Origin of the sequence: Acidobacterium capsulatum ATCC 51196 (genome assembly GCF_000022565.1) — a bacterium.
Taxonomy (GTDB): Bacteria; Acidobacteriota; Terriglobia; order Terriglobales; family Acidobacteriaceae; genus Acidobacterium; species Acidobacterium capsulatum.
On the sequence record NC_012483.1, the window covers coordinates 3,550,570 to 3,567,156 of the forward strand.

Below are 16,587 nucleotides of genomic sequence, written 5' to 3' on the forward strand. Positions count from 1 at the left end.
TTGGGAATCAGCCGGTGTTGCGCAGACCGGCGGAGATGCCGTTGATGGTGCCGGCGATGGCGCGATGGATGGCGTCCAGCTCGGGGCTGGCTGCGCCATTGGAGCTGGCGACGAGCGCGCGCTTGCGGCGCAGCAGATCGACCTGGATGAGGCTCATGGGATCGACGTAGGGGTTGCGCAGGCGGATGGAGCGGGCCAGAACGGGATTGTTCTGGAGCAGATCGTCTTGCTGTGCGATGGTGAGCAGCGCTTCGCGGGTGCGCTCAAACTCGGCCTTGAGTTTGGTGAAGACGCGCTCGCGAAGACCGGCATCGGGCACCAGCGAGGAGTAGAGCGACGCGATGCCGAGATCGGCCTTGGCAAGCGCCATTTCCACGTTGCGCACGAGGTCGATGAAGAGCGGAAACTCGGTGAGCATCTCGCGGAGCAGCTCTGCGCCGCCGGGCTTCTGGAGGAATGCGGTGAAGGCGTGGCCGACGCCGAACCATGCGGGGATGAGGAGGCGGCTCTGCGTCCAGCCGAAGACCCAGGGGATGGCGCGGAGGCTGTCGAAGCTCATTTTGCCGCCACGGCGCGAGGGGCGCGAGCCGATCTTGGCGTGCTCCAGCTCAGAGACGGGCGTGGCCTGCTCGAAGTACTGCAAGACCTCGGGGTCGTGGAGAATCTGCTCGCGGTAGAAGTCGTAGGCGAGGCTGGAGAGCTCGTCGAAGGCTGACTCCCACGCGGGCTCAAGCACGCCGGTCTGGTGGCCGTCTGGCTGGCGCGCGTTGGGGCGTGCGAGGGCGTCGAGGGAGGCGGCAATCATGAGCTCAAGATTGCGCTCGGCGAGCACGACGTCGGAGTACTTGAAGTTGAGGACTTCGCCCTGCTCGGTGATGCGAATCTGGCCGTCAAAGGCATCGACGGGCTGGGCGTAGATGGAGCGGTGGGTGGGTCCGCCGCCGCGGCCAACGGTGCCGCCACGGCCATGAAAGAGGCGCAGCGTGATGCCGCACTCATGCGCGACCTGGTGCAGGGCGCGATGGGCGCGGAAGATCTCCCAGGTGCTGGTGAGCATGCCGCCGTCTTTGTTGGAGTCGGAGTAGCCGAGCATGATCTCCTGCGTGTTGCCCCAGGAGGCGAGCAGCTCGCGATAGGCGGGGTTGGTCCAGAGTTCGCGGCAGACCTCGGGCGCGTTGCGCAGATCTTCAATGGACTCGAAGAGGGGCACGGGCATGAGGCCGGGGTCGCCGTCGCGGCCGGCGGGATTGATGCCGGCGAGGCGCGCGAGCCACAGCACCGCCGTGACGTCAGACGCGGAGGCCGCGCCGCTGATGACGTACTGGCGAATGGCCTCGGGGCTGCAGCTTGCCTTGACCTCCTGGATGGCGCGCATGGTGTCGAGCACATCGAGAGTGGAGGGGCTGAGATGCTGCGGAATCTCGACGGCGTTCTCGTTGCTGCCGGCCTGCCATGCGGAGCACTCCTCGAGCGCCTTGCGATGAATGCGGGCGTGCTGGCGCACGTCGAGCGTGTGCAGGTGCAGACCGAAGGTGCGCACGAGGAGCAGGAAGGGATCGACGAGGGTTTCTGCGATGCGTTCGCCGCGATGGGCGGCGAGACTGCGGCGCAGCACGCTCAGGTCTTCCATAAGATCGTGCGCGGAGCAGTAGGGCGGCAGGGCGGCGAGGGAGGCTTCGAGCGAGTCCGCATTGGGCGCGGCGTGGCCGGCGGTGCGCAGCAGGCGCGCGCGCACGCAGGCCAGGTAGCGGCGGTAAAGCTCGAACTGGAAGCGCGGGCCGAAGAGCACGTCTTCACCGACGCGAATTTCTGCGAGGTAGTTGTCGAGCCGCGTGCGCAACTCATCGCTGACGGGCAACTGCTGGGCCGAGGTGGTGAGCAGGTCAATCAACTGCTGCACGCGCGTGAGATAGAAGTCGAGCAGGCGGGTGCGGGCCTCGTGAATGGCCTCGCGGGTGACCTGCGGGGTGACGAAGGGGTTGCCGTCGCGGTCGCCGCCGATCCAGGAGCCGAAGCCAAGCATAAGGGGCAGGCTGGCGGCGTCGAGCGTGAGGCCGTATTCGCTGGCGAGCGCGGCGGAGACCTCTTCATAGAGGCGGGGCAGCGTCTCGAAGATGGAGACTTCGTAGTAGTCGAGGCCCATCTTGATTTCGTCGGCCACCTCGGGGCGGCGGCTGCGCACTTCATCGGACTGCCAGAGCGCGGTGATCTCGGCGGTGACGGCGTTTTCGAGATCCTGCATTTCTTCGTCGGGCAGGGGGATGGAGTCGAGGTGGGCGAGGAACTCGCCGATGCGGCGGCGCTTGAAGAGCACGCTGCGGCGCGCCACCTCAGTGGGGTGCGCGGTGAAGACGGGCACGACGAAGATGCGGCTGAGATAAGCGAGCGCTTCCTCGGCGGTGATGCCGGCCTCGCGCATGGCGCGGAGGGTGCCGCGCAGGGAGCCGCGCTGCGCCTCGGAGTTGTGCAATTGCAGCGAACGGCGGCGGCGCTTGCGGTGGTTGGTCTCGGCAAGGTTGATGAGGTCAAAGTAGAAGGCGAAGGCGCGCGTGAGGTAGTAGGCCTCATCGACGGGCAGGGAATGCACGCCGGCGACGGTGGACTGCATGAGGGCGTCGGCCTGCTGCTGCTGGCCCTCGGCCTGGGTTTCGCGGCGGCGGATGGCGTTGAGGCGCAGATCTTCTACGCGTTGGAAGAAGGCGTCGCCGGCCTGCTCGCGGAGCACTTCGCCGAGCAGCATGCCCAGCGAACGCACGTCGCGACGGAGCGGCGCTTCTTTCAGATCGCCGGTGCGGGCTTCGAGCTCGGCGAGACGGTCAGACCAGTTGGCAGGTTTCCATAGCTGTGGCATCTTGTCTTCCATTATGCGGGATGAGGAGTTTGGGGGCGGGGATGTGTGGTGGGACGGGATGGCAGACTTGTCCATTGGCTGCGCTGTTCCGGCGGTTGGCATCCTAACCCATGTCTCTACGAGACATGGGGCACCCGCCTCATTGGGGGACGATGGTGTTTCTCATGCGGTTAGTATTTTCAGATCTGGGCCACCCGCCATGCGGGCGTTCTAATCCATGGGGCACCCGCGCGGGCAACCTGCAGCCTCACCGGAGGGACCTGAAATTGTAGGGACGCGGGTTGGTGGGGAGAAACTTTGTGCGGCGTCTATGGGCGAGATGCTGCCGGGATTCTTCGGCCACTGGCCTCAGAATGACGCATCGAGGGATGTTGGCCGGCTGAGAAATGAGTGAATGCAAGGTGTGATGGGAATCGGGTAATATGGCGGACGTGATTTTTGGAGGGGTGATGCGGGGATTTCGTTCGGGTTGCGTACTAATGGTGGCTGGCGCGATGGCGTTGGCGGGAGCCAGTGCCCTGGCGCAGAGCGGGCAGCCGGGTGCGCCGGTGCGGATGACGTCAGAGCAGATGCATGCGCGGATGATGCGGCTGTTGGGGATTGAGGCGATGCGGCCGGGGCCGAGCGGGAATCCTGCGGCTCCGAATCATGCGAATTATGACGAGGCGACGGCGAATCCTTACCCGAAGCTGCCTGATGCGTTGACCATGGACAACGGGCAGAAGGTGACCTCGGCGAAGATGTGGTGGACCGAGCGGCGGCCGCAGATTGTGGCCGATTATGCGAAGTATGTGTATGGCGAGGTGCCGAAGCATGTTCCGGCGGTGCATTGGCAGGTGCTGGTGGTGGATCACGAGCACGTGGGCTTTACACCGGTGGTGGCCAGGGAAGTGGTGGGGACGGTGGACAACTCCTCTGACCCGCAGATCAGCGTGAAGATTCGCATGATGGTGGTGACTCCGGCAAATGTGAAGGGGCCGGTGCCGGTGCTGATGATGTTTGGGCCGACGGATTTTCCTGCGCCGAACCAGCCGACGCGGCAGCAGTACCAGCAGATCAACGATGCGATGAAGGCGGCGATGGAGCATGAGAATCCCGCGCTGACGCAGGTATTTGCCGAGCATCCGGCGTGGGAGCCGATGGCTCCGCCGCCGTTCCGGTTTCCGCAACTGAACCAAGATGGCGGACTGCCGAATACCTGGGAACTGGTGCAGGCGGGATGGGGCTTTGCGATGTTGGACCCGCAGAGCGTGCAGGCGGATAACGCGGCAGGGTTGACGGAGGGGATTATCGGGCTGGTGAACCACGGCCAGCCGCGCTCGCCCGAGCAGTGGGGCGCGCTGCGTGCGTGGGCGTGGGGCGCGAGCCGGGGGCTCGACTACCTGAAGACCGATCCGGATGTGAATGGCAGTGAGGTGGGTATTGAGGGCGTGTCGCGCTATGGCAAGGCCGCGCTGCTGACGATGGCGATGGATCAGCGGTTTGCGATGGTGCTGGTCGGGTCCTCAGGCAAGGGCGGTGCGACGCCGCTCAGGCGCAACTTTGGCGAGGCGGTGGAGACGCTGGCCAGCTCAGAGGAGTACCACTGGATGGCGGGCGCGTTTCTGAAGTATGCGGCGGCGAAGGCGAAGTTTGCGCCGATGAATGCGAGCGATATTCCGGTGGACTCGAATGACCTGATCGCACTGTGCGCACCACGGCTGACGTTTATCAGCTACGGGATTCCGGAGCGCGGCGATGCGAAGTGGCTGGACCAGCGTGGAAGCTGGATGGCGACGGTGGCGGCGAGCAAGGTATGGACGCTGCTGGGGGCCAAGGGGTTGGTTCCGCCGGTGACGGAGAATTATCGCGTGGCGCCGATGCCGCCGGTGAATCATGGACTGCTGGGCGGCAAGCTGGCGTGGCGGCAGGATGATGGCGGGCATACGGATGCGCCGAACATGATCTTTTTCATTCACTGGGCGGCGAAGTGGTTTGGGTATCAGCCGCGGGGGTGAGTGGAATGACTCCCGGGTCCGAAACCACGGACCCGGGGCACCCCGGATTTTTTAGAGAACCCGTGTCGCGCTAGACGGAGGCTTCTTCGAGTTGGAGGACGAGTTCTTCCCACTCGGTGGTGAGTTGGGCGTGCTGTTCGCGCAGGGAGGCCATCTCGGCGGTGAGGCGCTTGGTTTCGTCGATGCTGACGAAGACGGCGAGCGCGTTTTCGGCTTCGGCGATGGAGGCCTCGAGCCGGGGCAGCTCTTCTTCGATGGTAATGACGCGGTCTTCCATCTGCTTGAGCTTGATGGGGTTCATGCGCTTTGCCGGTTTCTCGGGCGGGGGCGGGGCGGCTTGCGGTGTGGCGGCGGGCTCGGGTTCTGGCTGGGGCGCGGGAGCGGGTTTCGCCTTCGTCTCCAGATCATTGCTGATGGCGGTGGCCATGGCGCCGGGGCCGCCCTCTTTGCGCCAGAGGTATTCCTCATAGTTGCCGGGGTAGATGTGCGAGACGCCGTTCTCGACCTCAAAGACGCGCGTGGCGAGGCGGTCAATGAAGTAGCGGTCGTGGGAGACGAAGAGGACGGTGCCGGTGAAGCTCTGGATGGCCTCTAACAAAACATCTTTGGCGCGCAGGTCGAGGTGGTTAGTGGGCTCGTCGAGCAGCAGAAAGTTGGCCGGGCTGACGAGAATGCGGGCGAGCGCGTAACGGTTGCGTTCGCCGCCGGAGAGGACGCCGAGCGGCTTGAAGACGTCGTCGCCGGAGAAGAGGAAGCAGCCGAGCAGGCTGCGCAGCTCGGTCTCGGGGACCTTGGGCGCGGTGCGGGAGATGTCGTCGAGCATGCGTGCGGCGGGATCGAGCACCTTGTACTGGTCCTGGGCGAAGTATTCAACGAGGACGTTGTGGCCGAGCTTGAGGGAGCCGCCGGAGGGTGCGTCTTCGCCGGAGAGCAGGCGGACGAGCGTGGATTTGCCCGCTCCGTTGGCGCCGACGAGGGCGATGCGGTCGCCGCGTTCAATGGTGAAGTTGACGTCTGTGAGCACTTCTTTTTGACCGTAGCTCTTTTTGAGGTGAATGGCCTCGGTCACGGTGCGGCCGGAGGCGGGCGGCTGCGGGAAGGTGAAGTGGATGATGGGCTCTTCTTCAGGAATCTCGATGCGGACGATCTTGTCGAGCTCCTTGATGCGGCTCTGCACCTGCTTGGCCTTGGTGGCCTGATAGCGGAAGCGATTGATGAAGGCTTCGAGGTGCTCGATCTGGTCGCGCTGGTTGCGGTAAGCGGCTTCGAGCTGGGCGCGGCGCTCCTGCTTTTGCGTCAGGTATTTCTCATAGTTGCCGTGATAGGTGTGCAGGCCCTTGTTCCAGACCTCGATGATTTTGTTGACGGTGACATCGAGAAAATAACGGTCATGCGAGATGAGAATGAAGCCGTTGGGGTAGCTCTTGAGGTAGTTCTCAAGCCAGTTGCGGGTTTCAAGATCGAGGTGGTTGGTGGGCTCGTCGAGCAGCAGCAGATCAGGCCGGGCGAGCAGCAGCTTGGCGAGTGCGATGCGCATCTGCCAGCCGCCGGAGAACTCCTCAGTCTGGCGGGTCCAGTCAGTTTTGGAAAAGCCGAGGCCGGTGAGCACGGCGCCGACCTGTGCGTCGAGCGCGTAGCCGTCGAGTGCGCGCAGTCGGCCCTCGATGTGGGAGTAACGCTCGGCGGCGGCGGCGTATTCGGGGCCGGAGGGGTCAAGCTCGGCGAGAGAGTGGGCGAGCTGCTCGAACTCCTTCTCCATGGCGCGCAGTTCGTCGAAGACGGAGAGGCATTCCTCGAAGACGGAGCGGCCGGTGAGGGCGAGGCCATCCTGCGGCAGGTAGCCGATGGTCATGCCTTTGGTGCGCTGCACCGCGCCGTAGTCGAGCGAGTCGAGCCCGGCGAGAATCTTCATGAGCGTGGACTTGCCGGTGCCGTTGGCGCCGACGAGGGCGGTGCGCTCGTCGGGCGTGATGAGCCAGTTGGCGTGTTCAAAGAGAAGTTTGTGACCGAAACGTTTGCCGGCGTCGGCGAGCTGAAGCATAAGGGTATTTTATCGGGGCGGATGGGAGTGGAGGAGCCGTGCCATGTGACGAGTGATTTGAGTCACAGAGGAATGAGGTGGCGCGAGAGGTAAATGACAGTACAGAAATCGGCGCGGGTTTTCTGGCTCGCGGCATGGTCCTCGATGACCCGCAAAGGAAAGATGGTGGGGAAAAGCTGATTTCCGAGGAGAATCCCGTGAATCCGCTAACTTCAAGTTTGGCAAATTCCTTCGCGGCTTCCAGATGGAGAAAAGCTGCGGGCGTCGTGAGCGCTGGAGTGTTGGGTCTTCTGGTTGCATGCGGTGGAAGCGGAACAACCAGTAGCAGCAGCGGAGGAGGCGGAACGACGCCGCCACCCACGAGCAATACCATTCAGGTGAATATGGGAGATGCTCCGGCGGACTGGATGCTGGCCTTTTCGACCTCTGTCACTTCGATGTCGCTGAATGGCAGCAACGGAACGGTCACCGTCAGCAGCAGCCCTACCGCGATGGAGATGATGCAACGGATGGGGACAATGCAGCCTTTCGCCATGCTGTCCGCTCCTCAGGGAACATATAATTCGGCTTCGATTGCGTTTGGCAACTGCAGCGTGACGTACATCGATCCGGTAACAAAAACGCTGATGAACCAAACCATCCCAGGCCCCTTCCAGGCAACGGTGACATTCAGCTCGCCGGTGACACTTGGCCTGACTCCCATGGCTTTCAACTTCGATCTGGACCTGGCTCACTCTGTGACTGCGGACAACAGTGGCAACCTGAACTTTTCTCCGCAGTTTCATTTTTCGAGCGGAATGCAAAGCGCCGGAAGCGGGAACAACCCATTTGATGGCGGCATGCAGCAGATGATGGGCACGATCAGCAGCACTGCGTCAGGCTCGTTCATTATGACGCCCGCGCAGGCGGCGCAATCCTTTACGGTGATGACAAATTCCTCGACGCAGTTTGAGGGAATCGCCAATGGCATGGGCATGATGGGTTCAGGGATGGGAGTTCTGGTGACTGCCAGCCTGCAGCCGGATGGCAGCCTGCTGGCGACGCGGGTGCGATCGAGGATGCAATCCGGCGGCATTATGGGCGGCGGCATTGTCACGGAGGTTACAGGCACGCCAGCGACCCAGTTGAGTCTGGTGATGCAGAACGGCGCGGGCGCCAGCATGATGACCGCTTATCTGTCCCGAACCATCACGGTGAATATTGGTTCTGGCACTGCGTTTACGGTAGACGACGATCGAGTGGATTTGACCGGATTGCCTTTCACTCCGGCGTTTGACGCAAGTCATGTCTATGCCGGGCAATCGGTGATGCCGATCAATCCTTCTGGCGGCATGATGGCCGGAAGCGGGATGGGCGGCGGCATGATGGGGAATTCGGCCGGCACGATGACTGCCTCCCAGATTTATCTGGAAGAGCAAGGCTTTCGAGGGACGGCGAGCAGCGCCATTGTCCCAGGGAACTCCACCAGCTTTACGCTGATGCTGGATCCTCAGAGCGCGTTCACTGGATTGACCGGGGCGACGACGATTCTGGTTTATCAGCAAGCCAGTACCAACGTGGAATCCAGTGAGACCATCGCCAGCGGGGCAACGCTTCGTGTTCATGGACTGCTCTTTCAGAATGCAGGGCAATGGTCTCTTGTGGCATCCACGATTGCTTCGGAGTAAACCGGCCGGGAAGATAGCCCCAGGCCGCCGGATAGCGGCCGTGGGAGGCGTGGGCTCAGAAAATATTGATGAGGAATAAGCCGGCCACCACCATGACCGCGAAGGTCACGCCGTGGATGGAGAAGGCTGCGCGCCGGGAGCCGCCGGAGCCGAGCACGTTGCACATATCGCCGAAGGCGGTGAAGGATTCGGCGAGAAGCGCCACGCCCACGGTGCGCGGATTGGTAGTGAACATCAGGGACAGGACGACCAGGCCGGAGACGATATCGCGAATGCCTTTGAGGCGCAGCCATGCCCGGGTTTCGGGGTCCGGCGAGGGCAGCTTGAGCCCGAAGGACGGGGTCATTTTTTCTGGCGATGCGATGTAGAAGCTGCCAATGACGATGATTCCGGCAGCGAGGAGAGCGGCGATGGCGAGCGGGATGGTGGTGTGCATGATATATCTCCTTTAGAAAACCTAGCAACGCTATAAAAGATGTGAGGCGCCGGGGAAGGATTCAGGATAGCGCAATATTTTCTAGCGATGCTATGTTGGACTCATGGAGAACATGGCACCCACAAGCCGAATTGCGGAAAGAAAGCAGCGCGACCGGCAGGCCCGGCGGGAGCAGATCATCGGGGCGGCGCGGCGTATTGCAGAGACGGAGGGGTGGCCGAGTGTGACGGTTCGCCGTCTTTCCGACGAGATTGCCTATAGCCAGCCGGTCCTGTACTCCCACTTCGGGAGCCGCGAAGGGATTTTGGCCGCGGTTGCGATTGAGGGATTTCAGGAACTGAGCGTTGCGCTCGAAAGGGCGAAAAAGCGCGCGAAGGGGGATGCGGGGCTCGAAGCATTTGCGTCCGCATATCTGACGTTTGCGTCGTCTTCGCCCGCGCTGTATGAAGTGATGTTTTCGCTGAGCCTCAACGTCCCCTTTGCGGATTCGGCGACGCCAGACGCGTTGCAATCGGCCTTTGCGCAACTGATGGAACTATTCGAGAGCCATGGTTCCAAGGCGGAGGTGATCGCGGAATTGTTCTGGGCCGGGTTGCATGGGCTTGCCGAACTCAGCAGAACCAAGCGGCTCCCTCGCAGCCGCGAGAAAGAGCGGCTGAGGGCGTTTGTGAGGCTTTTTGACCGGCACGCCGCATAGTTTGAGCGGTTGTGGGGCTTTCATTTTCGGTGCTAAGCGCGAGAGCCGGGGCCAGGCTGGAGTGGAAGGAGCGAGGTGTTTCGGAATCGTCTGGATTTGTAGGGGCGCGCTTTCGTGTTTAAGGTTGTCTGGAGTGCCCGCGAGCCTGCGGCGTGTGTGCGAGAGACGGAGCGATGGTCTCTCTGTGAAAGAACTGCAGGGACGCGTGCTTGCCGCACGCATTGGACTGCGAGGTGTTTTCGGATGAATCGCCGTGATTTTGCTGTGCGTGGACTCGTGTCCATGATGGGTTTGAAGCTGGGTCTGTCGCCTCTGCGCGCGATGGGCGAGGTTCGCGCACTTGGGACGGGCGTGCCTGGCGGGGATGCCGGACAAGAGTCCGGGAAGAATCGCCTGATCGTGATGACCGATATCGGAGCGGACCCGGATGACACTGAGAGCACCTGCCGGTTGACGCTTTACTCGAATGAGATCGAGATTGAGGGGCTGATTGCGACGACTTCCGTGTGGAGGCCGGCGCCGGAGCCGGACCTGATTCTAGAGGTGCTGGAAGCGTACAGTAAGGTGCATGCCAATCTGCTGCTGCATGATCCGGGTTATCCCTCAGCCGAGCGGTTGCGGTCGATGGTCAAGCGTGGGCTGGCGAAGTATGGCATGAAGGGCGTTGGCGAGGGCATGGACTCGGAAGGCTCGGAGTGGATTATCCGGAGCCTGGAGCGAGAGGATGCGCGGCCGCTTTGGGTGACTGCATGGGGCGGCACGAACACGCTGGCCCAGGCGCTTTACCGTCTGAGGAAGACGAAATCGGCCAGCGAGTTTCAGCGCCTTATCAGCAAATTGCGCGTCTATGCGATCTCGGATCAGGATGACAGCGGACCCTGGATTCGCAAGAGCTTTCCTGAGTTGTTTTACATTGTCAGTCCGGGGGGCGATTACAGTACCGCGACATGGCAGGGCATCAATCGATTTGTGCCGGGAATCGACAATACCTCCATTAGCAATGCATGGCTGGCCAAGAATATTCAGCAGGGTCATGGGCCGCTGGGGGCGGCTTATCCGGATGTGGCGTATGGCATGGAGGGAGATACTCCTTCGTGGCTGGGGCTGATTCCGAACGGGCTGAATGATATGGAGCATCCTGACTGGGGCGGCTGGGGCGGGCGCTATGAGCTCTATCAGCCCGTGGTTCCGATTACGAATCCCAAGACCTTTCTGGGGGGAGTTCCTATTCCGCAGGAGACGCGTCCGATCTGGACGAATGCGGAGGATCGTTATACGCCGGCGGTTCATGGCGAATATGGCCGGGCCATCGAGCCGGGGAAGGCCACCTTCAGCGGCAATCAGGTTACGGTATGGCGATGGAGAGACGATTTCCAGAATGATTTTGCGGCCCGCATGGACTGGACCACGAAGAGCTACCGGGAGGCCAATCATCCGCCGGTGGTCATTCGGCAGCAGCCTTCGGTGATCCATGTACGCTCGGGCAGCCAGTTCAGCCTGGGAGTAGAGGCGACCGACCCGGATGGAGACAGCCTGACCTACTACTGGTTTCCCTATCCCGAGGCCGGTTCCTACCGCGGTGAGGTGGAGTTCAGCGCTCCTGATACGAGCAGCATTTTTGCCACGGCTCCGAAGGTGGAAAAACCGGAGACGCTGCATTTTATTATCAGGGTCACGGACAAGGGCACGCCGCCACTGTCGCGGTATCAGAGATTCATTGTCGCGGTTGCGCCTTGATGAGCGCAGAGTGATTTGTCAGGCGCCTGCAGCCGCAATGGCCTGCGCGTTGGCGGACAATGTAGCGGCGTCGAGGGGCGGAATGGCTCCGCGCTGGGAGGCGACCCATGCGCCCCAGCGGTTGCCGGCTTCGTTGAGGATGGGCAGGGGCGCTCCGTCGAGGTAGTAGTGGACAAGGGCGGCGGTGAAGGCGTCGCCTGCTCCCACGGTGTCGATGGCGCGGCTGTGCAGGCCCGGATGATGGTGCTGATCGCTGTGGGTGACCAGCAGGCTGCCTGCGCTGCCGAGCGTGATGCAGACCAGTTGCAGAGCCGGGAATGCGTCGAGCAGGTAATGCGCGGCGTGCTGGAGCGGCAGGCTGGCGAAGCGAGCGGGCGCCTGGAGCAGGGCGAGAAGCTGCGGAGCTTCCTTGTGATTCATTTTGAGCAACGTGGTGTGGGCGAGCGAGTCGCGCAGCATGGGTGCGTCAAAAAAGGGCGGCCGCAGGTTGACGTCAAAGACGCGGAGGCACTCCGGCTGTGTGGCGGTCAGAAACTGCTGGATGGTTTTGCGTGAGTGCGGATTGCGCTGGGCCAGGGTCCCGAAGCAGACGGCATGCGCCGCGCCGGCCAGCGAGCGCCAGGAGGGGCTGAAGTCGAGGAAGTCCCAGGCGGCGGGCTGGGGGATCTCATAGCTGGGATTGGCTGAGTTGAGAGCCTGGCCGTGCGCGTGGCGTTTATAAATGACGCGGGCGAGGCCGGTGGGGTGCTCGGTGTCTGTTTGCAAAAAGTTGAGATCGAGCGGCAGGCAGGCCAGCTCGTCGTGAGCATCCTTGCCCGCGTCATCGACGCCGAGGCGGCTGGCGAGGATGCCGTGGTCGCCGAGGCGCGCGGCCATGACGGCAAAGTTGGCGGGCGCTCCGCCGAGCTGGCGGCCTTCGGGGTGGCAGTCCCAGAGGATTTCGCCGAGGCCGATGACGCGCTTCTGCTCGTAGAGCAGCGAGGAGGGTTCGGATTGGGGGGCGCGTTGTGGCATCAGAATGGGAAGAGGCGGGATTTTCCTCGGACGTCTTGCTTCTATCGTATGCGCGGCAAACGGGAATAAGGAACGCCGGCGCGCGAGACGGGGACGGCGCGGCCGCCGGGAATTACCGCTCGGAGAGGCGCTCGGCGGCGGAGTGGCCCCACTTCCTGAGCAGGCGCATCAGCTCGCGGCGTTCCTGAGGGCTGAGGGCGGCGGCGGTCTCTTCCATGTCGAGACGGTGGCGGCGGAAGGCGCACTGGATGAGATCGCGGCCCTCGGAAGTGAGCTCGACGAGGCGGGCGCGATGGTCGGTGGGGTGGGGCATGCGGCGCACCAGGCCCCGGCTCTCAAGCCGGTCGACGGCGGTGGTGATGGAGCCGCTGGTGAGCAGAATCTTTTTGCCGATGGTGTTGACCGGCTGCGGGCCCTTGTGGAGCAGCAATTCAAGAGCGGCAAACTCGGAGAGGCCGAGGCCGAGCCCCGCAATGCTGCGATGGGCGTTCTGCCCGACAGCGCGCTGGGCCTTCCAGAGGATGAGCCAGGTGTGCAGGCCGCTGAGGTCTTCTTCCGGCGGGGTGGCGCGCTCGGGCGCGGGTGCTCGCACCGGTTCCGGCTTTGTGCGTGGCCGGGTGCTTGCGGGTTCGGCAAGAGCTGCGTGCGTGGGAGGTGGTTTCTTCATGCAGTCTGTCACTATTTTTTCACGGAATCGTTTTGGCGCAGGGTGCATCTATCTTGATATCAAGATATTTTTGAGGGGCGCTGAGCGTCCCCAACCAACCGAAGAGGAGAGCTATATGAAGACTGTTTATAAGATCGATCCGGCGCACTCGGGCGCGCAGTTCACGGTTCGCCACATGATGATCAGCAATGTGCGCGGCGGCTTCAGCAACGTGCAGGGCACGATTGAGTATGATCCGCAGAATGTGGCGGCGACCAGCATTGAGTCCGTGATTGACGTGAACACGATCAACACGCTCGATGCGCAGCGCGATGCGCACCTGAAGAGCCCGGATTTTCTGCATGCCGAGCAGCACCCGACGATCACCTTCAAGAGCAAGAAGTTTGAGAGCGCGGGCGACGGCGAGGCGAAGGTGACCGGCGACCTGACCATTCATGGCGTGACGAAGGAAGTCGTGCTGAACGTGGAGGGCCCGACGCCGGAAGCGAAGGACCCGTTTGGCAATGTGCGCATTGGCGCCTCGGCCACGACGAAGATCAAGCGCAGTGAGTTTGGCCTGACATGGAATGCCGCCATTGAAACCGGCGGCGTGCTGGTGGGCGATGACCTGAAGATTGAGCTGGAGATTTCGGCGATTCGCGCGTAAGTAGTGAGAGCAAGACAACCCACTCTCTGTGCGCTTTGGCGTACAGAGAGTGGCCGCAGGGCAAGGAGGTATCCTTATGTCTCTCAGAGCACCCCGGGAGATTCTTGAGACGAAGACGACGATGGAAGGCGCAGGAGTGAAGCTGGAGCGCGCCTTTGGCTTTGGCAAGACCAAGGACTTTGATCCGTTTCTGCTCTTCGACGATTTTCGTAACGATGACCCCAAAAATTATCTGGCGGGGTTTCCGTGGCATCCTCATCGCGGCATTGAAACGATTACCTATGTGCTGGCGGGCGAGGTGGAGCATGGCGACAGCCTGGGCAATCGCGGCAGCCTGACCGGCGGCGACCTGCAGTGGATGACGGCGGGCAGCGGCATTCTGCATCACGAGATGCCGAAGGGCGATGCGCAGGGGCGGATGCATGGCTTTCAGCTCTGGGCCAATCTGCCGGCCTCGCTCAAGATGACCGCGCCGCGCTACCAGGACATTCCTTCGGCTGCGATTCCTGAAGTGACGGAGGACGACGGCACGCATGTGCGCGTGCTGTGCGGCGAGTTCTGGGGCCAGCGCGGGCCGGTGGAAGGCGTGGCGGCGGATCCGCAGTACATTGATGTGTCAGTGCCGCCGGGCAAGAAGCGCCGCCTCAAGGTGGATGTGACGCGCAATGCGTTTGCGTATGTATTCGCAGGCGCAGGCACGTTTCGCGACGCCTCAGAGCCGCGCGCGGTGCTGACGGAGCAGGCGCACGCGCCCGAGGCCGCGCCGGTGTACGACGCGAAGAATCACACGATGGTGCTCTTTGATCGCGGTGATGAGATTGTGGTGCAGGCGGGGCCCGAGGGCATTCGCTTTCTGCTGATCTCAGGCAAGCCGATCGAGGAGCCGGTCGCGTGGTACGGGCCGATTGTGATGAACACGCAGGAGGAGCTGCGCACGGCGATGAGCGAACTGCAGAGCGGGAAGTTCATCAAGCATCCCTGAGCCGGAACGGAACTGGCAATGGAAGGGCGTCTCGTTGCGAGACGCCCTTGCTTTTTGCCTGCATGAGCCGTGCGGTGCAGGGATTCATCGGCATCCAACCGCAAAGGATGGCGACGCTTCTAACTTAGCCGTAACCCGCCGCGCGGAAGGGTGGCTATGCATGGGCCAGAACGAAAGGAACGACGAGCAGCCACTGGAGCGACCCAGGCGGCGGTGTGGCCGCTGGTGCCGCGTTGCGGTGATTGTAACTGTGATAGTGGCAATTCTGCTGGGTATTGGCCAGTGGGTGGTGAACAACGCCGAGCCGATGCTGCGTCGAAGGATTGTGGACTCACTCTCGGCGCGCCTGAATAGCCGGGTGGTTCTGCAGCACTTTCATGTTTCGCTGGTGGCTGGGTTGTCGGCGACGGGCAGCGGGCTGCAGATTTATCCGAACGATATGCCGTCAGGGCGGCCGCTGGCGACGGTGGAGAAGTTCTCCTTTCATACTCACTGGCATGATCTGTTTCGCAGCCCGATGAACATTGCGCTGGTGAAGGTGAGCGGGCTGCATCTGAACATTCCGCCGAAGCAGGTGCGTCAGCAGGTGAAGGCGCTGCACCCCATGCGCGGACAGAAGGGCTCGCACAAGCAGAGCATCAACGTGGATCGCGTGCAGGTGGATCACGCGGTGCTGAACATCATGAGCAGCAAGCCGGGCAAGCCGCCGATGATGTTTGTGATTTCGAATATCCGGATGGGAGCGGCGGAAAAGGGCAAGGGGCGGCACTTTACGGCGCAGCTCATCAATCCCAAGCCGGTGGGCGCGATTGCCACGGATGGTTATTTCGGGCCGTTTCATGCGGACGATCCGGGGCAGACGCCGGTCTCGGGCGATTACAGCTTTGCGCATGCTGATCTCGGAACCATCAAGGGCATCGGCGGCATGCTTTCGTCCAAAGGGCATTATCAGGGGCAACTGAACCACATTGTGGTGGATGGCGAGACGGATACACCCGACTTCAGCCTGAGCACGGCGAATACACCGGTGCCGCTGCACACTCAATTTCATGCGATTGTGGATGGCACCAACGGCAACACCTATCTGCAGCCGGTGAACGCCATGCTGAACCACTCGAAGATTGTGGCGCGCGGTGAGGTGGTGCGCGGCCCCGGCGGCAAGGGGCATGAGATTGATCTGAAGGTGGAATCAGGGCCCGCCAACATTGAGGACTTTTTGCGGCTGGCGGTGAAGACGACGCCTCCGTTGATGAGCGGCGCGGTGACGCTGCATTTTTCGTTGAAGATTCCGCCGGGCAAGGTGTCTGTGGTGAAAAAGCTGCAGTTGGATGGGACCTTTCAGTTGAAGAATGCACACTTCAACAATCCGAAATTTCAGGCGGCGGTGGATGAGCTGAGCCTGCGGGCGCAGGGGCGGCCGAAAAAGGCGAAGACGATCGGCAAGGCGCGCAAGCAGGGGAATCTCGATCAGGTGCAGATGCCGGATGCGGCCTCGCAAATGCAGGGGCACTTTTACCTTGGGAATGGAAAGCTGAGGCTGCAGCATCTGGTCTACACGGTGAAGGGCGCGGTCGTGGGGCTTGACGGCGTGTATTCGCTTGACGGAAAGCAGTTTGACCTGCATGGCGTGGTGCGCACCTCGGCCAAGGCATCGCAGATGGTGACGGGCTGGAAGCACTGGGCGCTGAAGATCGCCAATCCGTTCCTGTCAAAGAAGAATGCGGGGATGCAGGTGCCCATCCAGATTCACGGGACGCGCTCGTCGCCGCACTTCGGTCTCGACTTCAAGCATCGCCATGAAGATGAGAAGGCGCTGCCGAAGGGCAAGCGGGTGCAGCCTCCGCCGCAGTAG

Annotated in this window: 12 protein-coding genes; 7 read left to right on the plus strand and 5 right to left on the minus strand. The window is 62.4% G+C overall.

What is annotated here, in order from left to right; genetic code table 11:
• Window positions 1-7 precede the first annotated feature (7 nt).
• Window positions 8-2,851 carry a phosphoenolpyruvate carboxylase gene (gene ppc, locus ACP_RS14570; protein WP_015898116.1) on the minus strand — a complete coding sequence of 948 codons (2,844 nt, stop codon included), beginning with the start codon at window positions 2,849-2,851 and terminating at the stop codon, window positions 8-10.
• Window positions 2,852-3,273: 422 nt separating this feature from the next.
• Between ppc and ACP_RS14575 the strand changes: the two genes are divergently transcribed.
• Window positions 3,274-4,848: a glucuronyl esterase domain-containing protein gene (locus ACP_RS14575; RefSeq protein WP_238525576.1), complete on the plus strand. Its 1,575-nt coding sequence runs from the start codon at window positions 3,274-3,276 to the stop codon at window positions 4,846-4,848.
• 70 nt (window positions 4,849-4,918) lie between these two features.
• Here ACP_RS14575 and abc-f read toward each other — a convergent pair whose 3' ends face one another.
• Window positions 4,919-6,889 (minus strand): ribosomal protection-like ABC-F family protein, encoded by a 1,971-nt coding sequence (gene abc-f / locus ACP_RS14580; protein WP_015898119.1) that lies wholly within the window; start codon window positions 6,887-6,889, stop codon window positions 4,919-4,921.
• Window positions 6,890-7,155: 266 nt separating this feature from the next.
• Between abc-f and ACP_RS14585 the strand changes: the two genes are divergently transcribed.
• Window positions 7,156-8,556: a DUF5666 domain-containing protein gene (locus ACP_RS14585; protein ID WP_169305989.1), complete on the plus strand. Its 1,401-nt coding sequence runs from the start codon at window positions 7,156-7,158 to the stop codon at window positions 8,554-8,556.
• A gap of 55 nt (window positions 8,557-8,611) precedes the next feature.
• On the opposite strand, the gene ACP_RS14590 is transcribed toward ACP_RS14585, so the two are convergent.
• Window positions 8,612-8,992 carry a DUF4267 domain-containing protein gene (locus ACP_RS14590; protein ID WP_015898121.1) on the minus strand — a complete coding sequence of 127 codons (381 nt, stop codon included), beginning with the start codon at window positions 8,990-8,992 and terminating at the stop codon, window positions 8,612-8,614.
• Between the two features lie 112 nt (window positions 8,993-9,104).
• Between ACP_RS14590 and ACP_RS14595 the strand changes: the two genes are divergently transcribed.
• Together ACP_RS14595 and ACP_RS14600 are read left to right on the plus strand one after the other, a co-directional pair.
• Window positions 9,105-9,689, plus strand: a complete 585-nt coding sequence (locus ACP_RS14595; protein WP_015898122.1) for a TetR/AcrR family transcriptional regulator — start codon at window positions 9,105-9,107, stop codon at window positions 9,687-9,689.
• A gap of 243 nt (window positions 9,690-9,932) precedes the next feature.
• On the plus strand, window positions 9,933-11,426 hold the full coding sequence (locus ACP_RS14600) for a DUF1593 domain-containing protein (protein WP_015898123.1): 1,494 nt from the start codon (window positions 9,933-9,935) through the stop codon (window positions 11,424-11,426).
• Window positions 11,427-11,444: 18 nt separating this feature from the next.
• Here the strand turns inward: ACP_RS14600 and ACP_RS14605 are convergent, their stop codons facing one another.
• Both ACP_RS14605 and ACP_RS14610 read right to left on the minus strand, forming a co-directional pair.
• A complete protein-coding gene (locus tag ACP_RS14605) occupies window positions 11,445-12,440 on the minus strand; it encodes a PfkB family carbohydrate kinase (protein ID WP_015898124.1) in 996 nt (331 codons plus the stop codon).
• Window positions 12,441-12,552: 112 nt separating this feature from the next.
• Window positions 12,553-13,107, minus strand: coding sequence for a MarR family winged helix-turn-helix transcriptional regulator (locus ACP_RS14610; RefSeq protein WP_148215174.1), 555 nt, complete (start codon window positions 13,105-13,107; stop codon window positions 12,553-12,555).
• Window positions 13,108-13,222: 115 nt separating this feature from the next.
• Between ACP_RS14610 and ACP_RS14615 the strand changes: the two genes are divergently transcribed.
• The 3 genes from ACP_RS14615 to ACP_RS14625 all read left to right on the plus strand — a co-directional run bounded on the left by ACP_RS14615 (window position 13,223) and on the right by ACP_RS14625 (window position 16,587).
• On the plus strand, window positions 13,223-13,753 hold the full coding sequence (locus ACP_RS14615) for a YceI family protein (RefSeq protein WP_015898126.1): 531 nt from the start codon (window positions 13,223-13,225) through the stop codon (window positions 13,751-13,753).
• A 76-nt stretch (window positions 13,754-13,829) separates the two neighbouring features.
• Entirely contained in the window at window positions 13,830-14,735 is a 906-nt protein-coding gene (locus ACP_RS14620; RefSeq protein WP_015898127.1) for a pirin family protein, read from the plus strand.
• A 250-nt stretch (window positions 14,736-14,985) separates the two neighbouring features.
• On the plus strand, window positions 14,986-16,587 hold the full coding sequence (locus ACP_RS14625; RefSeq protein ID WP_169305990.1) for an AsmA family protein: 1,602 nt from the start codon (window positions 14,986-14,988) through the stop codon (window positions 16,585-16,587).